The 19,268-nt window shown below is 71.9% G+C and carries 15 protein-coding genes; 6 read left to right on the top strand and 9 right to left on the bottom strand.

Going from position 1 to position 19,268, the window contains the following annotated elements:
• Positions 1 to 21 precede the first annotated feature (21 nt).
• Positions 22 to 627 carry a GTP-binding protein gene (locus ACIHEJ_RS20585; protein ID WP_400137590.1) on the top strand — a complete coding sequence of 202 codons (606 nt, stop codon included), beginning with the start codon at positions 22 to 24 and terminating at the stop codon, positions 625 to 627.
• Positions 628 to 712: 85 nt separating this feature from the next.
• On the opposite strand, the gene glpK is transcribed toward ACIHEJ_RS20585, so the two are convergent.
• The 5 genes from glpK to ACIHEJ_RS20560 form a co-directional block, all read right to left on the bottom strand.
• Complete coding sequence (glpK, locus tag ACIHEJ_RS20580; RefSeq protein WP_400137587.1) at positions 713 to 2,239, bottom strand: glycerol kinase GlpK; 1,527 nt, start codon at positions 2,237 to 2,239, stop codon at positions 713 to 715.
• A 62-nt stretch (positions 2,240 to 2,301) separates the two neighbouring features.
• On the bottom strand, positions 2,302 to 3,051 hold the full coding sequence (locus ACIHEJ_RS20575; RefSeq protein ID WP_400137584.1) for an MIP/aquaporin family protein: 750 nt from the start codon (positions 3,049 to 3,051) through the stop codon (positions 2,302 to 2,304).
• Positions 3,052 to 3,396: 345 nt separating this feature from the next.
• Positions 3,397 to 5,049 carry an EAL domain-containing protein gene (locus ACIHEJ_RS20570; protein ID WP_400137582.1) on the bottom strand — a complete coding sequence of 551 codons (1,653 nt, stop codon included), beginning with the start codon at positions 5,047 to 5,049 and terminating at the stop codon, positions 3,397 to 3,399.
• Between the two features lie 132 nt (positions 5,050 to 5,181).
• A complete protein-coding gene (locus ACIHEJ_RS20565; RefSeq protein WP_400137579.1) occupies positions 5,182 to 6,372 on the bottom strand; it encodes a lipid-transfer protein in 1,191 nt (396 codons plus the stop codon).
• Positions 6,369 to 6,815, bottom strand: a complete 447-nt coding sequence (locus ACIHEJ_RS20560; protein ID WP_400137577.1) for a Zn-ribbon domain-containing OB-fold protein — start codon at positions 6,813 to 6,815, stop codon at positions 6,369 to 6,371. The genes ACIHEJ_RS20565 and ACIHEJ_RS20560 overlap by 4 nt, the downstream gene beginning before the upstream one ends.
• Before the next feature lie 219 nt (positions 6,816 to 7,034).
• On the opposite strand from ACIHEJ_RS20560, the gene ACIHEJ_RS20555 reads away from it, so the two are divergent.
• Positions 7,035 to 7,844 (top strand): M15 family metallopeptidase, encoded by an 810-nt coding sequence (locus ACIHEJ_RS20555; protein ID WP_400137574.1) that lies wholly within the window; start codon positions 7,035 to 7,037, stop codon positions 7,842 to 7,844.
• 46 nt (positions 7,845 to 7,890) lie between these two features.
• Positions 7,891 to 8,424: an NUDIX domain-containing protein gene (locus ACIHEJ_RS20550; RefSeq protein ID WP_400137572.1), complete on the top strand. Its 534-nt coding sequence runs from the start codon at positions 7,891 to 7,893 to the stop codon at positions 8,422 to 8,424.
• 10 nt (positions 8,425 to 8,434) lie between these two features.
• Here ACIHEJ_RS20550 and ACIHEJ_RS20545 read toward each other — a convergent pair whose 3' ends face one another.
• A complete protein-coding gene (locus ACIHEJ_RS20545; protein WP_400137569.1) occupies positions 8,435 to 10,795 on the bottom strand; it encodes a TIM-barrel domain-containing protein in 2,361 nt (786 codons plus the stop codon).
• A 214-nt stretch (positions 10,796 to 11,009) separates the two neighbouring features.
• On the opposite strand from ACIHEJ_RS20545, the gene ACIHEJ_RS20540 reads away from it, so the two are divergent.
• Positions 11,010 to 12,977: an acetoacetate--CoA ligase gene (locus ACIHEJ_RS20540; protein ID WP_400137565.1), complete on the top strand. Its 1,968-nt coding sequence runs from the start codon at positions 11,010 to 11,012 to the stop codon at positions 12,975 to 12,977.
• A gap of 15 nt (positions 12,978 to 12,992) precedes the next feature.
• On the opposite strand, the gene ACIHEJ_RS20535 is transcribed toward ACIHEJ_RS20540, so the two are convergent.
• Positions 12,993 to 14,312, bottom strand: a complete 1,320-nt coding sequence (locus tag ACIHEJ_RS20535; protein ID WP_400137562.1) for an aminotransferase class I/II-fold pyridoxal phosphate-dependent enzyme — start codon at positions 14,310 to 14,312, stop codon at positions 12,993 to 12,995.
• A 123-nt stretch (positions 14,313 to 14,435) separates the two neighbouring features.
• On the opposite strand from ACIHEJ_RS20535, the gene ACIHEJ_RS20530 reads away from it, so the two are divergent.
• A complete protein-coding gene (locus tag ACIHEJ_RS20530) occupies positions 14,436 to 15,644 on the top strand; it encodes an MFS transporter (RefSeq protein ID WP_400137560.1) in 1,209 nt (402 codons plus the stop codon).
• A 22-nt stretch (positions 15,645 to 15,666) separates the two neighbouring features.
• On the top strand, positions 15,667 to 16,560 hold the full coding sequence (locus ACIHEJ_RS20525; protein WP_400137558.1) for a hypothetical protein: 894 nt from the start codon (positions 15,667 to 15,669) through the stop codon (positions 16,558 to 16,560).
• 101 nt (positions 16,561 to 16,661) lie between these two features.
• Here the strand turns inward: ACIHEJ_RS20525 and ptsP are convergent, their stop codons facing one another.
• Positions 16,662 to 18,332, bottom strand: coding sequence for a phosphoenolpyruvate--protein phosphotransferase (gene ptsP / locus ACIHEJ_RS20520; protein ID WP_400137555.1), 1,671 nt, complete (start codon positions 18,330 to 18,332; stop codon positions 16,662 to 16,664).
• Positions 18,333 to 18,411: 79 nt separating this feature from the next.
• Positions 18,412 to 18,861 carry a PTS glucose transporter subunit IIA gene (locus tag ACIHEJ_RS20515; protein WP_400137552.1) on the bottom strand — a complete coding sequence of 150 codons (450 nt, stop codon included), beginning with the start codon at positions 18,859 to 18,861 and terminating at the stop codon, positions 18,412 to 18,414.
• Positions 18,862 to 19,268 lie beyond the last annotated feature (407 nt).

The raw sequence follows: 19,268 nt of genomic DNA, 5'->3' as shown, positions 1-19,268 counted from the left end.
ATCTGGCAGGAGAAGAGATCGATGATCTTCGGGCGTTCTGAGCGCGGCAAGCCCCCGGTCGAGCCCGTCACGCTCAAGATCCTGGTGGCCGGCGGCTTCGGCGTGGGCAAGACGACCCTCGTCGGCGCGGTCAGCGAGATCAGGCCGCTGCGCACCGAGGAACTGCTCACCGAGGCCGGGCGGCCGGTCGACGACACCAGCGGTGTGGAGGGCAAGCACACCACCACCGTGGCCATGGACTTCGGCCGCATCACGCTGCGCGAGGACCTGGTTCTCTACCTGTTCGGCACGCCCGGGCAGGAACGGTTCTGGTTCATGTGGGACGAGCTGTCCGAGGGCGCTCTCGGCGCCGTGGTGCTCGCCGACACGCGCCGCCTGGAGGACTGCTTCGCCGCCGTCGACTATTTCGAACGGCGGTCCATCCCCTTCGTCGTCGGCGTCAACTGTTTCGAGGGAGCGGCCCGTTACCCGGTGGATTCCGTCCGCCAGGCCCTCGACCTGGACCCCGGAGTGCCCGTGCTGCTCTGTGACGCGCGCGACCGGGAGTCGGTCAAGGAGGTGCTCATCGGCGTCGTCCAGCATGCGATGGACTACGCCGCCGAGCACCGTCAGGCCGTCCTCGGCTGACCGGGGGCACGACGACGGCACGGCCCGTACCCCCGCCGACAGGGGTACGGGCCGTGGTCCTGGGCAGCCTCACGCGCGCGTACCGCTACTTCTGCACGCCGTCCTCCTCCAGCCAGTCGAAGCTCTTCTCCACGGCCTTGCGCCAGTTGCGGTACTCGCGGTCACGCACCGACGCCTCCATGGCCGGGGTCCACTCGGCGTCCTTGCGCCAGTGGGACTTCAGCTCGTCCAGGTCGTGCCACACGCCCGTCGCCAGACCGGCGGCGTAGGCGGCGCCCAGACAGGTCGTCTCCGACACCCGGGGCCGGATCACCGGCACGCCGAGTACATCAGCCTGGTGCTGCATCAGCAGGTTGTTCCCGGTCATGCCGCCGTCGACCTTGAGGGTGGTGATCCGCACCCCGGAGTCCTGGTACATGGCGTCCACGACCTCCCGGGTCTGCCAGCTCGTCGCCTCGAGCACCGCGCGCGCGAGGTGCGCCTTCGTGACGTAGCGGGTCAGGCCGGTGACGACCCCGCGCGCGTCGGAGCGCCAGTAGGGCGCGAACAGGCCCGAGAACGCGGGCACGATGTAGGCGCCGCCGTTGTCCTCGACGCTCGCCGCCAGGGGCTCGATCTCGTCGGCGGCGCGGATGATGCCGAGCTGGTCGCGGAACCACTGCACCAGCGCGCCCGTTATCGCTATGGATCCCTCCAGGCAGTACACCGGCGCCTCCCCGCCGATCTTGTAGCCCATCGTCGTCAGCAGCCCGCTCTTGGACGGCACCGGCCGGTTGCCGGTGTTCAGCAGCAGGAAGCTGCCGGTGCCGTAGGTGTTCTTCGCGGTGCCGACGTCGTAGCAGGCCTGCCCGAAGACGGCGGCCTGCTGGTCGCCCAGTGCGGAGGCCACGGGCACCCCGGCGAGCTGCCCGACCGCGGTGCCGTACACCTCGGCGGAGGACCTGATCTCGGGCAGGACCGTCTCGGGGATGTTCATGGCGGACAGGATGGAGGTGTCCCACTGGAGCGTTTCCAGGTTCATCAGCAGGGTGCGGCCGGCGTTCGTGACGTCGGTGACGTGCCGGCCGCCGTCGGTGCCGCCGGTGAGGTTCCAGATCAGCCACGAGTCGATCGTGCCGAAGGCGATCTCGCCGCGTTCGGCGCGCTCCCTCAGACCGGGCACGTGGTCCAGCAGCCAGGCCGCCTTGGGCCCGGAGAAGTAGCTGGCCAGGGGCAGTCCGGTCCGCTCGCGGAAACGGTCCTGGCCGTCCGTGCCGCCCAGTTCGTGGCAGAGGGCGGCGGTGCGGGTGTCCTGCCAGACGATCGCGTTGTGCACGGGCTTGCCGGTGGCGCGGTCCCACAGGACCGTCGTCTCGCGCTGGTTGGTGATGCCGAGCGCGCTCAGCTGGTCGGCGCGCAGCCCGGCCCTGGCCAGCGCTCCGGCCACCACGGCCTGCACCTTGGCCCAGATCTCGGTGGCGTCGTGCTCCACCCAGCCCGGCCTCGGGAAGATCTGGCGGTGCTCGCGCCGGTCGACGGCGACGATGGCGCCGTCGTGGTCGAAGACGATGCAGCGGCTGGACGTGGTGCCCTGGTCGATGGCGGCGACATACGTGTCGGCGGTGTCCGTCATGGCTGTCCCTGGGTCGCTGGGTCGGAAGGACGCGTGCGGGGGATGCGAGGGCGGCGTACGGGTCAGAAGGCCGCGTTGTAGATGACGCCGGCGAGCACCCCGCCGATCAGCGGGCCGGCGACCGGTATCCAGGCGTAACCCCAGTCGGACGTGCCCTTGTGGGGTATCGGCAGGAGCGTGTGCACGATGCGCGGCCCGAGGTCGCGGGCCGGGTTGATGGCATAGCCGGTGGGGCCGCCGAGGGAGAGCCCGATGCCGACGACGAGCAGCGAGACGATCAGCACGGTGGTGCCGGACTCCCCGAGCCCCTTCGTCAGCCCGAAGGCGAGGACGGGCAGCACGAGCGCGACGGTCGCGATGATCTCGGTGATCAGATTGGCGAGCGGATTCCGGATCTCCGGGACGGTCGAGAAGATGCCGAGGGTCGGCACCGGTTCCCCGGCCGTGCCCTCGGTGGTGCCTTCCGTGCGGACGTTGGCCTGGAACTGGGCGAGGTAGACCAGATAGGCCAGCACGGCGCCGAGCATCGCGCCGACGATCTGGCCCAGTAGATACACCCAGACCTTGCCCCACTTGCCGGTGTCCACGGCGATGCCGATGGTCACCGCGGGATTGAGCTGGCCGCCGGAGAGAGGAGCGGCGGTGTACGCGCCCGCGAGCACGCCGAACCCCCAGCCGAACGCGATGACGACCCACCCCGCGGCCCGCGCCTTGGAGTGTCTGAGGGTGACGGCGGCGCAGACGCCGGCACCGAACAGGATCAGGATCGCGGTGCCGATGACCTCGCCGACGAAAATGTGTCCGTTGCTCATGGCGGCTCCCTTGGCGCCGGTGGGGGCGATCGGCCCCCAGGCCCTCCGTGCAGGACGGTTCCTTGGCGACTTCAGCCGAAGGCAGGGAGGCCCGCGCCCCGCCCGGCATCCGTGACGAGCGTGCCGTCGCAGCCGGATCACCAGGCAGGGACGGGCCCGGAACAGGACGGACCCATGGCGCAGTGCCTGATAACGCCGAGAATGTACGGCGATGTCGGCTGACACCGGGAAGTGTTCACCGGCGTCCCGGGGCCGTCAAGGTTGCCGACGGCGCCGGTGTCCGCCGGCTCACCGGGCGGTCCGCCGGCCACGGCACACGACAACGGACGTATGCCGGAAGGCCGTTCACCACCCTGGCTCGGCGGCCGCGTATCCCGCCTGCGCCGGTGCAGCCCCCGCACCGCCACGCCGGACCTCGTGGCCGGGCAGCCCGGCGCGCCCCAGCACCCAGCTGGCGCCCCGCAGCGCCTTGGCCGCCTTCTTCAGCGGAGCGAGCTGGGCGGCGGCCTGGCGGTGGTCACGCACGCTGCCCGGGGCGCAGACGACCGTGGCGAGGGAGAGCGTGACCGGCCTGTCGCCCGCCGACCAGTACGCATCGAGCACCGTGCCGACCAGCGGATCGAGCGCCTCCTCCTCGGCCAGCACCAGGAAGTCGTCCCCGCCGATGTGCCCCACGTGCGCGTGCCCCACGACCGCCTGTTGCAGCGCCTGTCCGACCGACCGGATCAGCTCGTCGCCCGCGGCGAACCCGGCACCGTCGTTGACCTGCTTGAAGTGATCGATGTCCAGCCAGCTGAGCGCGAACGCCCGGCCGTCCTCGATCCACCGGTCCACCTCGCCGGTGATCGCGTCCGAACCGGGCAGCCGGGTCAGCGGGTTCAGCCCCGCCGCTTCCTCGACACGGCTCTCGGCCAGCGCCCGTACGAGGTCGGCGAGCCGTACGACGCCCACGCACCGGCCCTGTGCGTCGACCACCGCCACATCGTCCGAGGTCCGGTCCCGGCCGCCGACGGCGACCACGTCGAGCACCTCCCAGGCCGTGGCGTCCACGCCGACCGCGCGGGGCGCGTCACCCAGCTTCGCGGCCGGCCGGTCGGCGTACAGCGCGTGCCCGTAGCGGCCGGACATCGACAGCAGGAAGCGCGAGCGGTGCACCGACCGGACGGGCCGGCCGGCCTGGTCCACCAGCAGCACCCCGGACACGTCCGGCGACCCGGTCAGCAGTGCCCGCACCTGCCCCGCCGAAGCGGTCACCGGCAGGACGGCGGCGGGGCGCACGAACTCCCGCACCGACGGCCCGGACCGGGGCACGGCCACCATGCCGGGGGAGCGGGGCGGAACGTATACGTCCGCCGCGGGAATCCGGGCGGGCGGCGCGAACAGCTCGCCCTGGGCCAGCTGCGCGCCTGCCGACAGCGCCACCGCGCACTGCAGTTCGGTCTCCACACCCTCGACCGCCACCAGGGCGCCCAGCTCCTCGCACAGCGTCCGCATCGCCCGCACCGCGGCCGGCCGCGCCAGCAGCGAGGCGTCGAGCTTGACCAGGTCCGGGGAGAGGTCGGCGAGCAGCCTGAGGGGTACGTCGCCGTCCCCGATCCCGTCCGCGCTGATCCGGAACCCCTGCGCCCGCAGCGAGGCGACGGCCTCCAGCAGCGCCTGTTGCGGCACGTGGGTGTAGGGCGGGACGACGTCGAGGGTCACCTCCCAGGGCATGCGTCCGGCCGCGCGCACGGCGTCGTGCAGCGGTGTGAGACCACCGAGGTCGGCGAGCGTGGCCGCGAACACGTTGAGATGCAGCGGCAGCATCGTCTCCTGGCGTGTCGCCGCACGGAGGGCCAACACGGCCAGGCGGCCGTCCAGTTCGGGGTTGCGGCGGGCCTCGGCCAGGATGTCCCCGGTTTCCGGGCGGGCGAGCGTCTCCAGAGCGGCGACCACGCCGGTCCTCAGATTGACCACCGGCTGGAAGGCGAAGCGGAGAGTGTCCGTCCAGGAGTGCACGGGAGCATGATGGCGCTGCCCGCGTACGCCCAGGCGCAGTTCATGAGACGTTCACGCAGGATTCCGGGCTGATCACAGAGAGTGCAAAACTCATGGGTCCCGTGCGTCACACGGCCCCCTCCGGCCGAATTCTCACCGCACCGCGACCACCGACGATCCGTGCCCGAAAAGCCCCTGGTTGGCGGTGATGCCCACCCGCGCCCCGGCCACCTGGCGGTCGCCCGCCTCGCCCCGCAACTGCCAGGTCAGCTCGCACACCTGGGCAAGGGCCTGAGCCGGCACGGCCTCGCCGAACGAGGCGAGTCCGCCACTGGTGTTGACGGGTGTCCGGCCGCCCGGCGCGGTCACGCCCTCCCGCAGCAGCTTCGCGCCCTCGCCCTCGCCGCACAGCCCCAGGTCCTCGTACCACTGCAGCTCCAGCGCGGTGGACAGGTCGTACACCTCGGCCAGGGAGAGGTCCTCGGGGCCGATGCCCGCCTCCTCGTAGGCGGTCCGGGCGATGGACGCCCGGAAGGTCTCGGCCGATGGATCCATCGCCACCGCGGAGTCGGTGGCGATGTCCGGCAGGTCCAGCACCGTGTTCGGGAAGCGGGGGGTCACCGTCGACACCGCGCGGATCCGCACCGGCCGCGCCACCCCGTGCCGGTGCGCGAACTCCACGCTGGACAGCACCAGGGCCGCGCCGCCGTCGGAGGTGGCGCAGATGTCGAGCAGCCGCAGCGGATCGGCGACCACCGCGGAGGCGGCCACCTCCTCGACGGTGACCCGGGTGCGGTAGCGGGCATACGGATTCAGCGCCCCCAGTGCCGCGTTCTTCACCTTGACCAGCGCGAAGTCCTCCGGTGTGTCCCCGTGCACCGCCATCCGGCGCCGGGCGTACAGCCCGAAGTACGCCGGGTTCGTCGCACCCAGCACACGGAAGCGCAGCCAGTCCGGATCATCGGGACGGTCCCCGCCGGCCGGCCGGAAGAATCCCTTCGGCGCGGCGTCCGCACCCACCACGAGCACGACGTCCGCGAGCCCCGCCAGGATCTGCGCCCGGGCCGCGGCTATCGCCTGGGCCCCGGACGCGCAGGCCGCGTACACACTGGCGACCCGGGCCCCCTGCCAGCCCAGGGCCTTGGCGAACGTGGCTCCCGCCACGTATCCGGGATAGCCGCCACGCACCGTGTCCGCGCCCACGACGGAGCCGACGTCCCGCCAGTCCACTCCGGCGTCCGCGAGCGCCGCGCGGGCCGCCGCCGTCCCGTACTCGACGAAGCCGCGCCCCCATTTGCCCCAGGGATGCATGCCCACGCCGAGCACCGCCACATCCGCCGTCATGCCGTCACCCCCGTCGGCCGCCAGTGCCAGGTCGTCCAGGTCGTCTCCGCCTCCTCGTGCAGCACGCCGGGGACGACCTCCACCTCCATGCCCACCGCCAGCCCGGCGACGGTGACCCCGGGAGCCGCCTGCCCCAGCACCACGATCCGCTCGGCCTCCAGCTCCACAGCGATCAACGCGTACGGCTCCCACGGAAGTTCCGGATCGCTCACATAGGGTGACGGCGGACGGTACCGGCTGTCGGTGTACGACCAGACGCGGCCCGTCCGCGACAGCGGCACCTCCTCCAGTGCGCCGCCCGCGCAGCGCGGATTGCGGCAGTGGACGTCCTCGCGGGGGAAGAACACCGAGGTGCAGGCCGAACAGCGGGTGCCGAGGAGCCGGAAGCGGTCCCCCTCACCGGTGAACCAGCCGACGACGGCGGGTGTGCGTGTGTGCGGCAACGGGCCTCCTCAAGAAGCTGACGGAGCGTCAGGAGTGTGCCACGGGCGGCCGGAAAAGGGCAGGGTGCGTCGGTGAACCGAACGCGCGCCGCGGGCGTCGTGGTCCAGGAGGGGCGTCCGGGGCCGACGGGGGTGGTGCCGGCCGCCCCTCCCGCGCCCGGGGGAAATCTCATCCGATCGCTTCCCGGCCGGAACTCCCGCCTGGTAGATGCAGGGGGCATGACACGACTCACCAGCGCAGTCCGCGGTCTCGTCACCGCCCTCACCGCCCTGCTGGCCGTGACCACCGCCTCCGCCACGGCCCAGGCGAAGACGGAGCCCAAGGCGCCGAAGGACTTCGTGGCCCTGTCCGCCGTGGACCCGACGATCATCCAGGAGATCCGCTACTTCACCCCGCACAACTTCGTCGGCGAGCGCGTCGACGGCTACGAGCAACCGATCTGCATCCTCACCCGCCCCGCCGCACAAGCCCTCCACCAGGCCCAGCTGAAGCTGCTGCGCCAGGGCTACACCCTCAAGGTGTACGACTGCTACCGGCCGCAGCGGGCCGTGAACCACTTCGTCCGCTGGGCCGAGGACCTCGACGACCAGGCGATGAAGGGCGAGTTCTACCCGAACGTCGACAAGACCCGGCTGTTCGAGGACGGCTACATCGCGGAGAAATCGGGCCACAGCCGCGGCTCGACCATGGACCTCACCATCGTGAAGCTTCCCGCGAGGCCGACGCGGCCCTACCACCCCGGACAGCCGCTCGTTCCCTGCTACGCGCCCAAGGGCGAGCGTTTCCCTGACAATTCCGTGGACATGGGGACCGGATTCGACTGCTTCGACACCCTCGCCCACACCCTCGACCCCCGCATCCAGGGCGCACAACGCGCCAACCGCCTGCTGCTCAAAAACACCCTGGAGGGCCTCGGATTCGTGAACCTCGCCGAGGAGTGGTGGCACTACACCTACAAGCCCGAGCCCTATCCGGACACCTACTTCGACTTCCCCGTGTCCCGGAAGTCGCTCGTCAGCGCAGACTGAACCGCCTGCACAAGACGCCCCTCTTCTGATCGGATACAGTCCGCGCGTGTCCGAAACTCAACACCCAACTGACAACTTCGCACCGGACTCCCACTGTTCGAGCTGCGGAGCGCCCTATGGAGAGGGCGTCTCCGGCTGGCCCCGCACCTGCCCGTCCTGCGGGGCCGCCGCCTATCGCAACCCGCTCCCGGTCGCGATCGCGCTCCAGCCCGTGTACGACACCAAGGGCACCGCCCTGGTCGTCATCACCCGAACCATCGCCCCCGCGCGCGGAGGCACCGCCCTGCCCGGCGGCTACATCGACGACCGGGAGGACTGGAGGCAGGCCGTCGTACGCGAACTCAAGGAGGAGACCGGTATCGACGCGGCCGCCCGCGACGTCCGCCTCGTCGACGCCATGAGCTCGCCCGACGGGCACCTGCTGCTGTTCGGACTCCTCCCGGAACGGCCGGCCGAGGGCCTCCCACCCTCCGACCCCACGGACGAGACCGAGGGCTGGCACCTGCTCCGCCGGCCCGAGGAGCTCGCCTTCCCGCTGCACACCCTGGCCGTACGGGCCTGGTTCGAGGGCCGGTACTGAGCCGGGCCGCTCAGCCCAGCCCCCGTATGCGCACCGGATAGGGCGGCTCACCGACGCCGTCCTCCCGCTCCCGGGTGACCACCACCCGCCGGCCCTGCCAGCGGGCGACGTAGCGTTCGATCTCCGGCTCGTCCCAGCCGTCGCCCGTGTCCGGCACCACCAGGCCGCCCCCCGTGCGGCCTCGGGCGGGAGCCCACACCTCCAGCTCCACACCACCGTCGTCCGCGCGCACGGGAACCACCGCCCCCGCGCGCGCGAACACGGGAGTCCGGGACAGCGGCGCGTCCACCAGCACCTGCGCCGGCCCCTCGTACACCGCCTCCGTCACCGTGTCGTACCAGCGGCCCCGCGGCAGTTGCACCGCCCGCCGGTCCGCACCCGGGTCCAGGACCGGGGCCACCAGCAGGCAGTCGCCCAACAGGAACGCGTCCTCGCAGTCCCGCAGCGCCCGGTCCTCCGGCGCCCGCCACCACAGCGGCCGCACATAGGGCGCGCCGGTGCGCCGGGCCAGATGGGCCAGCGTCACGAAGTACGGCCGCAGCCGACGGCGCTCCAGCAGGGCCACGCGCGCGTGCTCCAGCACTTCGGCACCGAATTCCCAGGGCTCCCGCCGCCCCGCCCGCAGACCCGCGTGGGTGCGGAACAGCGGCAGATACGCGCCGAGCTGGAACCACCGCAGATAGAGCTCCGGCGACGGACTGCCGTCGAATCCGCCCACGTCCGGACCCGAGTACGGCACCCCGCACAGCCCGAGCCCCAGCACCAGCGACAGCGACGCCCGAAGCCCCGGCCAGCCTGTCGCCACGTCCCCGGACCAGGTGCCCCCGTACCGCTGCATCCCCGCCCAGCCGGACCGGGAGAACAGGAAGGGCCGCTCACCGGGCGACAGTTCGCGCAGTCCCTCGTAACCGGCCCGCGCCATGCACAGCCCGTACACGTTGTGCGCCTCCCTGTGGTCGCCACCGCGTCCCTCCAGGGCGTGCCGGGCCGAACGCGGCAAGGTCGGCTCGCCGAAGGCGTTGAACGACGTCGGCTCGTTCATGTCGTGCCAGAACCCCGCGAAGCCCTGCCCGAGGCGCTCCTCGTAGAGCCCGCCCCACCACTTGCGCACGCGCGCGTGCGTGAAGTCCGGATAGACCGACTCGCCGGGCCACACCACCCCCCGCACCGTCCGCCCCGAGGCGTCCCGCACGAACGCGTCCACGGCCGCACCCCCGTCGTACACCGCGTTTCCCGGCGCCGCCTTCACGGCCGCATCGACGATCGACACCAGCCGGACGCCCTCCCGCCGCAGCTCCTCGGCGAGCACCGGCAGCTTCGGGAACCGCTCCTGGTCGACGGTGAACACCTGGTGGTCGTCGTAGTGGTCGATGTCCAGATGGACCGCGTCCAGCGGCAGACCGCGCTCGTGGTAGCCGGCGACGATCCGGCGCACCTCCTGCTCACTGCCGAAGCCCCACCGCGCGTGATGATGACCGAGCGCCCACGCGGGCGGCAGCGCGGGCGCCCCGGTCAGCGAGGCCCACGTGTGCAGCACGCGCGCGGGAGTACCCACCATCACCCAGCAGCGCAGCGGACCGCCGTCCATCCGCACCTCACAGCGCCCCGACCGGTCGTGCCCGGACCCCGCGCCCTCCTCGCCCTCCCGCAGGACCACCGTTCCGTCCCACGTGGTGTCGTGGAACACCAGATGCGTGCCGGCGTCGGCGACCACCAGCTGCACCGGCATGGTCAGGTACAGCGGATCGTCGCCCGGCCCGAACGCACGCCCCGGATCGGTGTTCCACAGCCGGTACGAGCCGTCCCGCAGCCGGGGCCCGGACGACCGCCCGCCCAGACCGAAGAACCGGGCGTCCGCGGCCACCTCCGACCGCTGCATCCACCGTGCCGTGCCCCCGCCCACCGGCTCCCACCAGCGCGGCGGCAGATCCCGGCGCAGGGTCACCCCGCCCGGCGTGCACACCTCCACCGCGCCGTGCCGGGAGACGACGACCGTCACCCGCTCGGCGACCACCCGCCAGCCACCGTCCTTGTCCGGCTCCAGCACCGCCCGCGGATCCGGCTCGGGACAGCTCCCGGCGAGCGCGTACGACGGCTGCGGAGCCGCCCCGTCCCACCCCCAGAAGACCGCCCCGCTGACCGCGACCGTGATCCGCAGCTCGGACCGGCCGAACCGGATCAGCCCACCCCCCGGACCCGGCTCCACGTCCTGCATCTGCCCGGGGACGCGCGCCCGCTCGGGCCCCCGCTGCGGCAGCCCCGCGGAGTCGATACGCCTCCGCCGCCACGCGGCCCGTACGGTACGCAACCCCCGTGCCGCCCTTCCCGAACCGACCCCACTCACCGAACGCACCAGGTCACGACCGTCCATGCTGCTCACCCTGCCACTGAGCACCCCACGCGCGCGTGTCGTTCAATTGCCGTTCACCCAGGCCGGGGCCACATCTTCACGACACGGACTATGTGGGGCGCACCCTGGTGCAGAAGTCGATCACATGGCATCGTCCCTGTCAGCCGCGTCACGCGCACACCCCAGCCCGTGCGCGGACCGACGCACACGACGCGCACAGTCCGGGAGCCGCCCCATGTCGACCGCGAACCCCCAGCCGCTCTGGCAGCCCGATCCCCAGCGGATCGCCCAGGCCCGCATCACCCGGTTCCAGGCGTGGGCCGCCGAACACCACGGCGCCCCGGCCGAGGGTGGCTACCCGGCCCTGCACCGGTGGTCCGTCGACCAGCTGGACACGTTCTGGAAGGCCGTCACGGAGTGGTTCGACGTCCGCTTCTCGACCCCCTACGCGCGCGTGCTCGGCGACCGCTCGATGCCCGGCGCCCAGTGGTTCCCCGGAGCCGCCCTCAACTACGCCGAGCACGCCCTGCGTGCCGCGGCCGACCGCGCGGACGAGCCCGCCCTCCTCCACGTGGACGAGACCCACGAACCGCGCCCGGTGACCTGGTCCGAGCTGCGCCGCCAGGTCGGATCCCTCGCCGCCGAACTGCGCGCCCTCGGCGTGCTCCCCGGTGACCGCGTCAGCGGCTACCTCCCCAACATCCCCCAGGCCGTCGTCGCCCTCCTCGCCACGGCCGCCGTGGGCGCCGTCTGGACCTCCTGCGCACCCGACTTCGGCGCCCGCAGCGTCCTGGACCGCTTCCAGCAGGTCGAACCCGTCGTCCTGTTCACCGTCGACGGCTACCGCTACGGCGGCAAGGAGCACGACCGCCGCGAGATCGTCGCCGAGCTGCGCCGCGAGCTGCCCACCCTGCGCGCCGTCGTCCACATCCCGGTCCTCGGCAGCGAGGCACCCGAGGGCGCCCTGGAGTGGGCGGCCCTGACCGCGGCCGACACCGAACCCGTCTTCGAGCAGGTGCCGTTCGACCACCCCCTGTGGGTGCTGTACTCCTCCGGTACGACAGGCCTGCCCAAGGCCATCGTCCAGTCCCAGGGCGGCATCCTGGTCGAGCACCTCAAGCAGCTCGGACTGCACTGCGACCTCGGTCCCGAGGATCGTTTCTTCTGGTACACGTCGACCGGCTGGATGATGTGGAACTTCCTCGTCTCCGGTCTGCTCACGGGCACCACGATCGTCCTCTACGACGGCAGCCCCGGCTATCCGGACACGGGCGCCCAGTGGCGCGTCGCCGAACGCACCGGAGCCACCCTCTACGGCACCTCGGCCGCGTACGTCATGGCCTGCCGCAAGGCCGGCGTGCACCCGTCCCGCGACTTCGACCTGTCCAAGGTCGCCTGCGTGGCCACCACCGGCTCCCCGCTCCCGCCGGACGGCTTCCGCTGGCTGCACGACGAGGTCCGCGACGACCTGTGGATCGCCTCCGTCAGCGGTGGCACGGACGTCTGCTCCTGCTTCGCCGGAGCCGTACCGACCCTCCCCGTGTACACCGGAGAACTCCAGGCCCCCGGTCTCGGCACCGACCTGCAGGCCTGGGACCCGAGCGGCAAGCCCCTGGTCGACGAGGTCGGCGAGCTGGTCGTCACCAACCCCATGCCGTCCATGCCGATCCACTTCTGGAACGATCCCGACGGCAGCCGCTACCACGACAGCTACTTCGACACCTACGCCGGTGTCTGGCGCCACGGCGACTGGATCACGCTCACCCCACGCGGCTCCGTGATCATCCACGGCCGCTCCGACTCCACCCTGAACCGCCAGGGCGTGCGCATGGGCTCGGCCGACATCTACGAGGTGGTCGAGCGCCTGCCCGAGATCAAGGAGTCCCTGGTCATCGGCGTCGAGCAGCCCGACGGCGGCTACTGGATGCCGCTGTTCGTGCACCTCGCGCCCGGCGCCGTCCTCGACGAGGCACTGCTGAACCGGATCAAGCGGGCCATCCGCGAACAGCTCTCGCCGCGGCACGTACCCGACGAGATCATCGAGGTGCCCGGCGTCCCGCACACCCTGACCGGCAAACGCATCGAGGTCCCGGTCAAGCGCCTCCTGCAGGGCACCCCCATGGAGAAGGCGGTCAACCCGGGATCCATCGACAACCTCGCCCTGCTGGGGTTCTACGAGGAACTCGCCCGCAAGCGCGCCTGACGCCGCCGGGCCGCGTCACCCTCCGTAGGTGGCCTCGGACTCGCCCAGCACGGCGGCGAAGTCCGAGGCCAGCCGCGCGGCGTCGGCCGGATCCAGGCCCGCGCACGTGATCCGGACCCCCGGAGCCGCATCCAGCCGGAACCGCGCCCCGGCCCCGACCCACCAGCCGTACGACCGCAGCCCGTTCACCACCGCCGACTCGTCCCGCACGGGCACCCACACGTTCATCCCGCTCACGCCGTGCGACGCGATGCCCCGGACGGCCAGCTCGCCGGTCAGCGACGTACGGCGCAGCGCGTACGCCTCCCGCGCGCGTGTCACCAAAGCGCGCGTGACCTCGTCGGTCATCAGCCCGAGCACGGTCTCCTGCAACAGGTGACTGACCCAGCCCGAGGTCACCAGCAGCCGGCCGTCGTGCCGCGCGAGCGTGACCGGGTCACAGGCGGCGGCCGCCCACCGCAGGTCGGTCCCCAGGAACTTGCTCACCGTCCGCACATGCACCCAGCGGGCCAGTCCCGCGCCGGTCACCGTGTGCAGGGCCGCGTCGGCCACCTCGGAGGCGTGATCGTTCTCCACCACCAGCACATCGGACGCGTCGCGCAGCACCTCGGTCAGCGCATCCCGCCGCTCCCCGGAGAAACGGCCGCCGTACGGATTCTGCGCCCGCGGACTGAGCACCACCGCCCGCACCCCGGCCCGCAACGCCCCCCGCAGGGCCTCCGGACGCATCCCCTCGTCGTCCACCGCGACCGGGACGATGCGCAGACCCGACGCGGTGACCAGATCCAGCAGATGGTGATAGCCCGGATCCTCCATGGCCACGCCGTCCCCGGGCCGCAGCTCCACCGACAGCACCCGGCCGATCAGGTCCAGCGCCCCGTGCGCGAACGTCACGTGCTCCACGGGGACGCCGTCCGCCCCCAGCCAGTCGCGTACGGCGTCCTCGAGCCGCGCCAGCCGCGGGGCGGCGCGATGGGAGCGGGCGCCGGGGGAGAGCCGGGACGGCGGCACCAGAGCGGGCAGCAGCGCCGGATCGGGGTGCCCGCTCGCCAGGTCGCGCAGCCCCGCGGGAACCCTGGGCGGTCGCCGCGACGCCACCGCCGGGGCCGGCGCGACCACCGTGCCGCCCCGCCCTCGCGTGACGACGATGCCCCGCGTCCGCAACTCCCTGTAGGCGGTGGCGACCGTTCCCGGACTCACCCCCAGCTCGTCCGCGAGCCGCCGCACGGGCGGCAGCGCGGCTCCGGGCGCCAACCACCCCTCGGCGACACCTCGTTCGACCGATCCGGCAATTCCCTTGGCCGTCGTACCCCTGACCTCATATTGTGTTACCACGTTACCAATTATGTATCAGTACATAATTCCGGAGCAAGCTCCACCCGAGGGGGAACAGTGGACGCCAGGCACCGGGCCGCCAACCGGCCGCCGCGCATACCAGGAGGCCGCGACGGACGCCGGATGCTCCTCGTCACCTTCATCGACCGCATCGGCAGCGGCCTGTGGGCATCCGTCTCCGTCCTGTACTTCACCTACGTCTCCGGCCTCTCCCTCGCCCAGGTGGGCACCCTCGCCGCCGTCTCCGGCGCCGTCGGCATCGCGGGCGCGCCCCTGGGCGGCCGCATCGCCGACCGCTTCCCCCTCACCCGGATCCTGATCCCCCTCCAACTCCTGCGCGCCCTGGCCTCATTCGCCCTGCTCACCACCGACCACTACCTGCCGCTGCTCGCGATCTCCGCCGTCGGCAGCCTCGGCGACCGCGCCGCCAGCGTCCTCACCAAGCTCTACGCCGCACGCATCGCCGGCCCCGACCGCGTCCGCTACCAGGCCGTCAACCGCACCGCCTCCAACGCAGGCTGGGCCCTGGGCGGCCTCGCAGCCGCCGCCGCCGTCACCCTCGGCACCACCACCGCCTACCGCTGGCTCCTCACCGGCGACGCCCTCTCCTTCGTGGCGGTGGCCCTCCTCACGCTCACCTGCGCGGAACCACCGTCCGGCCACCGCGTCGCCATCGACGCCGGCAGCACACCCCCCGGCACCAGGCCCGCCACCCCCTGGCGCGACCGCACCTATCTCGCCTACGTCGCGACCGAGACGGTCCTCTTCCTCGACGACACCGTCTTCCAGGTCGGACTGCCTCTGTGGATCGCCCACAGCGAGGGAGTACCGCACGGCCTCGCACCCCTCCTGCTCGTCCTCAACAACGTCATGGTCGTCGCGCTCCAGGTGCCCCTCGCCCGTCACGGCACCACCACCGAGGCAGCCCGCAGGCTCCTCGGCCCGCTGTCCGCCGCCTTCGCCGCCGGCGGCATCACCATGGCCCTGTCCGCCACCGGCGGCACCCTCCAGGCCATCTGCATGCTCACCGCGTCCGCCGCCCTCTTCACCCTCGCCGAGATCCTGCACGCCGTCGTCTCCTGGGAACTCTCCCTGGCCCTGGCCCCGGACACCGCACAGGGCGCCTACCTGGGCGTCCACGGACTCGCCCAGTCCGGCCAGCGCACCATCGGCCCCCTCGTCGTCACCGCCGCCATCGCCACCGGACCCCTCGGCTGGGCCGCCTTCGGCACCACCATCGCCGTGACCTGCGCAATTCAGCACCGCCTGGTCCGCGACCGCCTCCAGCGACCCCCGTTGTCAGTGCCGCCGGTTACGGTGAGTGAGCATTGATCGACTGCGCACAGGGGGAAACATGGCGCACACCGACCACCAGACCATGCGACGCGTCCTGCGCCGCGAAATCGCCGGCACCATCGGTCTGCTCACCGACGAACACGACTTCCGCGCCATGCGGCGCTACCGCAGCTTCACCTTCGACGACCACACGACCTACCTCCGGCAGACCGAAGCCGTCCTCAAAGCCCGCGCCGCCCAGGGCGGCCACACCACCCTCGCCCTCTTCGACCCCGAGGAATACGCGGACTTCTGCGCCGACACCGGCCTCGACCCCGACCTCCCCGCCAGCCGGACCCGGTTCACCGCGGAACTCGCGGCCACCGGCCCCACCATCCCCTACGACGGCCGGCCTCTCGCCACACTCCTCACCGCACTCGTCGACGAGGCCGTCCGACAGGCCACCTGGGAGTACGCCGCCACGCTCCTGACCCGGCTCGGCCCCTGCCCGACGTGCGGCGAGGACATCGGCCGTGCGGCCTTCACCCGCGCCTCCGAACTCCTGGCCCGCATCCTCGACACCGCACAACCCGGCGACCGGCACCTCGTCTGCAGCGTCTGCGGCCCCCCGGACACCCTCGTCTCCGTCCTGCACGGCGACCAGGAACCCGAGGGCGACACCCGGCTCGACGAAGCAGAGGCCCTGGAATTCACCAGCGTCCTCGCCCTCGGCCTCGCGACCCGCAGCCCCGGCGGACTCGTCATGCGCACCAGCGCCCCCGGGACCACCGACCGCGTCTACGGCTGGCGACTGCGCGGCGGCGCCCTCGAACCACTCACCGCCGCCGAAGTCTTCGACGCCTACTGCACCGACGTCGAATCCGGCGATCTCATCTCCCCGGAGTCCGGCGTCAACTACTGCGAACCACCCGACCTGGGAGAGGAGAGCACCCCACCCGGCCACCACCACTGAAACACCTGGGAACCGGCCGGACGCACCAGGGGCGCCCCACCCGAAGGCAGGACGCCCCTGAAACGGCGCACCGGACCGTCCGGTACGACCACGCGCCGGACCTATTCGCCGGACAGCACCGCCTGAGCCGCGGCACGCGCCTCCTCGGCGCTGTCCGCCGCACGCGCGGCCGCCGCGGCCCGCTCGCACTGCGCCAGCGTGTACTTCGCCAGCGTCGCCCGCACATAAGGAATCGACGCCGCACCCATGGACAGAGAGGTGACACCCAGACCGGTCAGCACACAGGCCAGCAGCGGATCGGACGCGGCCTCACCGCACACACCGCAGCTCTTGCCCTCGGCCTTGGCCGCCTCGGCGGACAGCGCCACCAGGTCGAGCAGCGCCGGCTGCCACGGGTCCTGCAGTCGCGACACCGCACCGACCTGCCGGTCCGCCGCGAACGTGTACTGCGCGAGGTCATTGGTGCCCAGCGACAGGAACTCGACCTCCTGCAGGATCGAGCGCGCCCGCAGCGCGGCCGACGGGATCTCCACCATGGCCCCGAACTTGGCCTGCAGCCCCGCCTCACGGCAAGCGTCCGCGAACGCCTTCGCGTCCCTGCGGTCCGCCACCATGGGCGCCATGACCTCGAGGTACACGGGCAGCCCCTCGGCCGCCCTGGCCAGCGCGGTCAGCTGCGTACGCAGGACCTCGGGATGGTCGAGCAGCGTCCGCAGGCCCCGCACCCCGAGCGCCGGGTTCGGCTCGTCCGCCGGCGTCAGGAAGTCCAGCGGCTTGTCCGCCCCGGCGTCCAGCACCCGCACGACCACACGTCCCTCGGGGAAGGCCTCCAGCACCTGCCGGTAGGCCTCGACCTGCTTCTCCTCGGAAGGAGCGTTCTTGCTGTCGTCCAGGAACAGGAACTCGGTACGGAACAGACCGACGCCCTCGGCCCCGGCCTCCACCGAAGCCGGTACGTCAGCCGGCCCGCCCACGTTGGCCAGCAACGGCACCTTGTGCCCGTCCGCCGTCGCACCCGGCCCGCTCGAGGCGGCCAGCGCGGCCTTGCGCTCGGCGGCCGCGGCCTCCAGCTGTGCCTTCTTCTCCTCGCTCGGGTTCACGAAGATGTCGCCGGTGCTGCCGTCGACAGCGATCACCGTGCCCTCGGTCAGCTCACCGGCACCCGGCAGCGCCACCACGGCCGGCACACCCAGCGCACGCGCCAGAATCGCGCTGTGGCTGGTCGGCCCGCCCTCCTCCGTCACGAAACCGAGGACCAGCGAGGGGTCCAGCAGCGCCGTGTCGGCGGGAGCGAGGTCCCGCGCCACGAGTACATAGGGCTGGTCACTGTCCGGGACACCCGGCATCGGAACGCCCAGCAGCCGGGCGACGATACGATTCCGCACGTCATCCAGGTCGGCCACACGGCCGGCGAGGTACTCACCGGCACCGGCCAGCAGCTCCCGATACGCCGCGAACGCGTCGTACACCGCGCGCTCGGCCGTGCTGCCGACGGCGATCCGCCGGTCCACGTCCGCCATCAGCTCGGGGTCCTGGGCCATCATGGCCTGCGCCTCGAGCACCGCCTGGGCCTCGCCCCCCGCCAGGTTGCCGCGCGCCATCAGATCGGCGGCCACCGCATCCACGGCCTGGCGAGCGCGCCCCTGCTCCCGCTCCGCCTCTTCCTTGGGGATCTGCTTGGCCGGCGGCTCCAGCACCGCCGTGCCCATGTGCCGAACCTCGCCGATCGCCACACCATGGCTCACGCCGACGCCTCGCAGCGTTGTCTCCATCTCACCCGTCTCCGAGTAGTGCGGCGGGTCCCGCCGCCGCAGTGGATTTCCTGTTCGCCGTCCTAGGACGGCCGTGCCGTCAGTTCCAGGAGAACAGGCTGTCTCCGGCCTTCACGTCACCGCTGTCACGGAGGTCGGACAGGGCTTCGGCCGTGGCTTCCAGCGCGACGACCGGGCACACCGGCGACTTGCCGGCGGCCTCGACGGCGGCCGGGTTCCAGCGGACGATGACCTGGCCCCGAGTCACGGTGTCCCCCTTGTTCACAAGGAGCTCGAAGCCCTCGCCGTTGAGCTGCACGGTGTCGATGCCCAGATGCGTGAGCACGCCGTGCCCGCTCTCGTCCACCACGACGAACGCGTGCGGGTGCAGGGAGACGATCACGCCGTCCACGGGCGCCACGGCCTCGGAGGGCTCACGCACGGGGTCGATCGCGGTGCCCGGGCCGACCATGGCCCCGGAGAAGACCGGATCCGGCACTGCGGCCAGTCCGATGGCGCGTCCGGCGAGCGGGGACGTCACGGTGGTCATGGGAAGCCTCCCAAGGAATGGAGCTGCTCACGGGCCGTCACAGCCTGTCCCGAACGGCGCCTGAGCAGCAGGGTATGTCATGTGAAGTGGCGGTTCCGTATAGAAGTTACCAGTAAGTGGTCTAGACCACCAACCCCCCGGATTTGCACCCTCTTCGAGGCCGCGTGTACAGTCGTACTCCTGCTTGGGGCGGAGAGACGTGCGAACGTCGTCGCTCGAGCAGCATCCAAACTCGTCAGATCCTATCTCTGGGTCTCCTTCGGCATGTCCGCCGGGGGGTGGTCAGAGAGACGGAAAAAGCCTGATAGAGTTGGAAACACCGAAGGGAAGCCCGGAGGAAAGCCCGAGAGGGTGAGTACAAAGGAAGCGACCGTTCCTTGAGAACTCAACAGCGTGCCAAAAATCAA

This window comes from Streptomyces sp. NPDC052301 (assembly GCF_044593395.1).
Taxonomy (GTDB): Bacteria; Actinomycetota; Actinomycetes; order Streptomycetales; family Streptomycetaceae; genus Streptomyces.
Note: the sequence above shows the minus strand (reverse complement) of the source record. Positions and strands in the feature narration are given on the sequence as shown.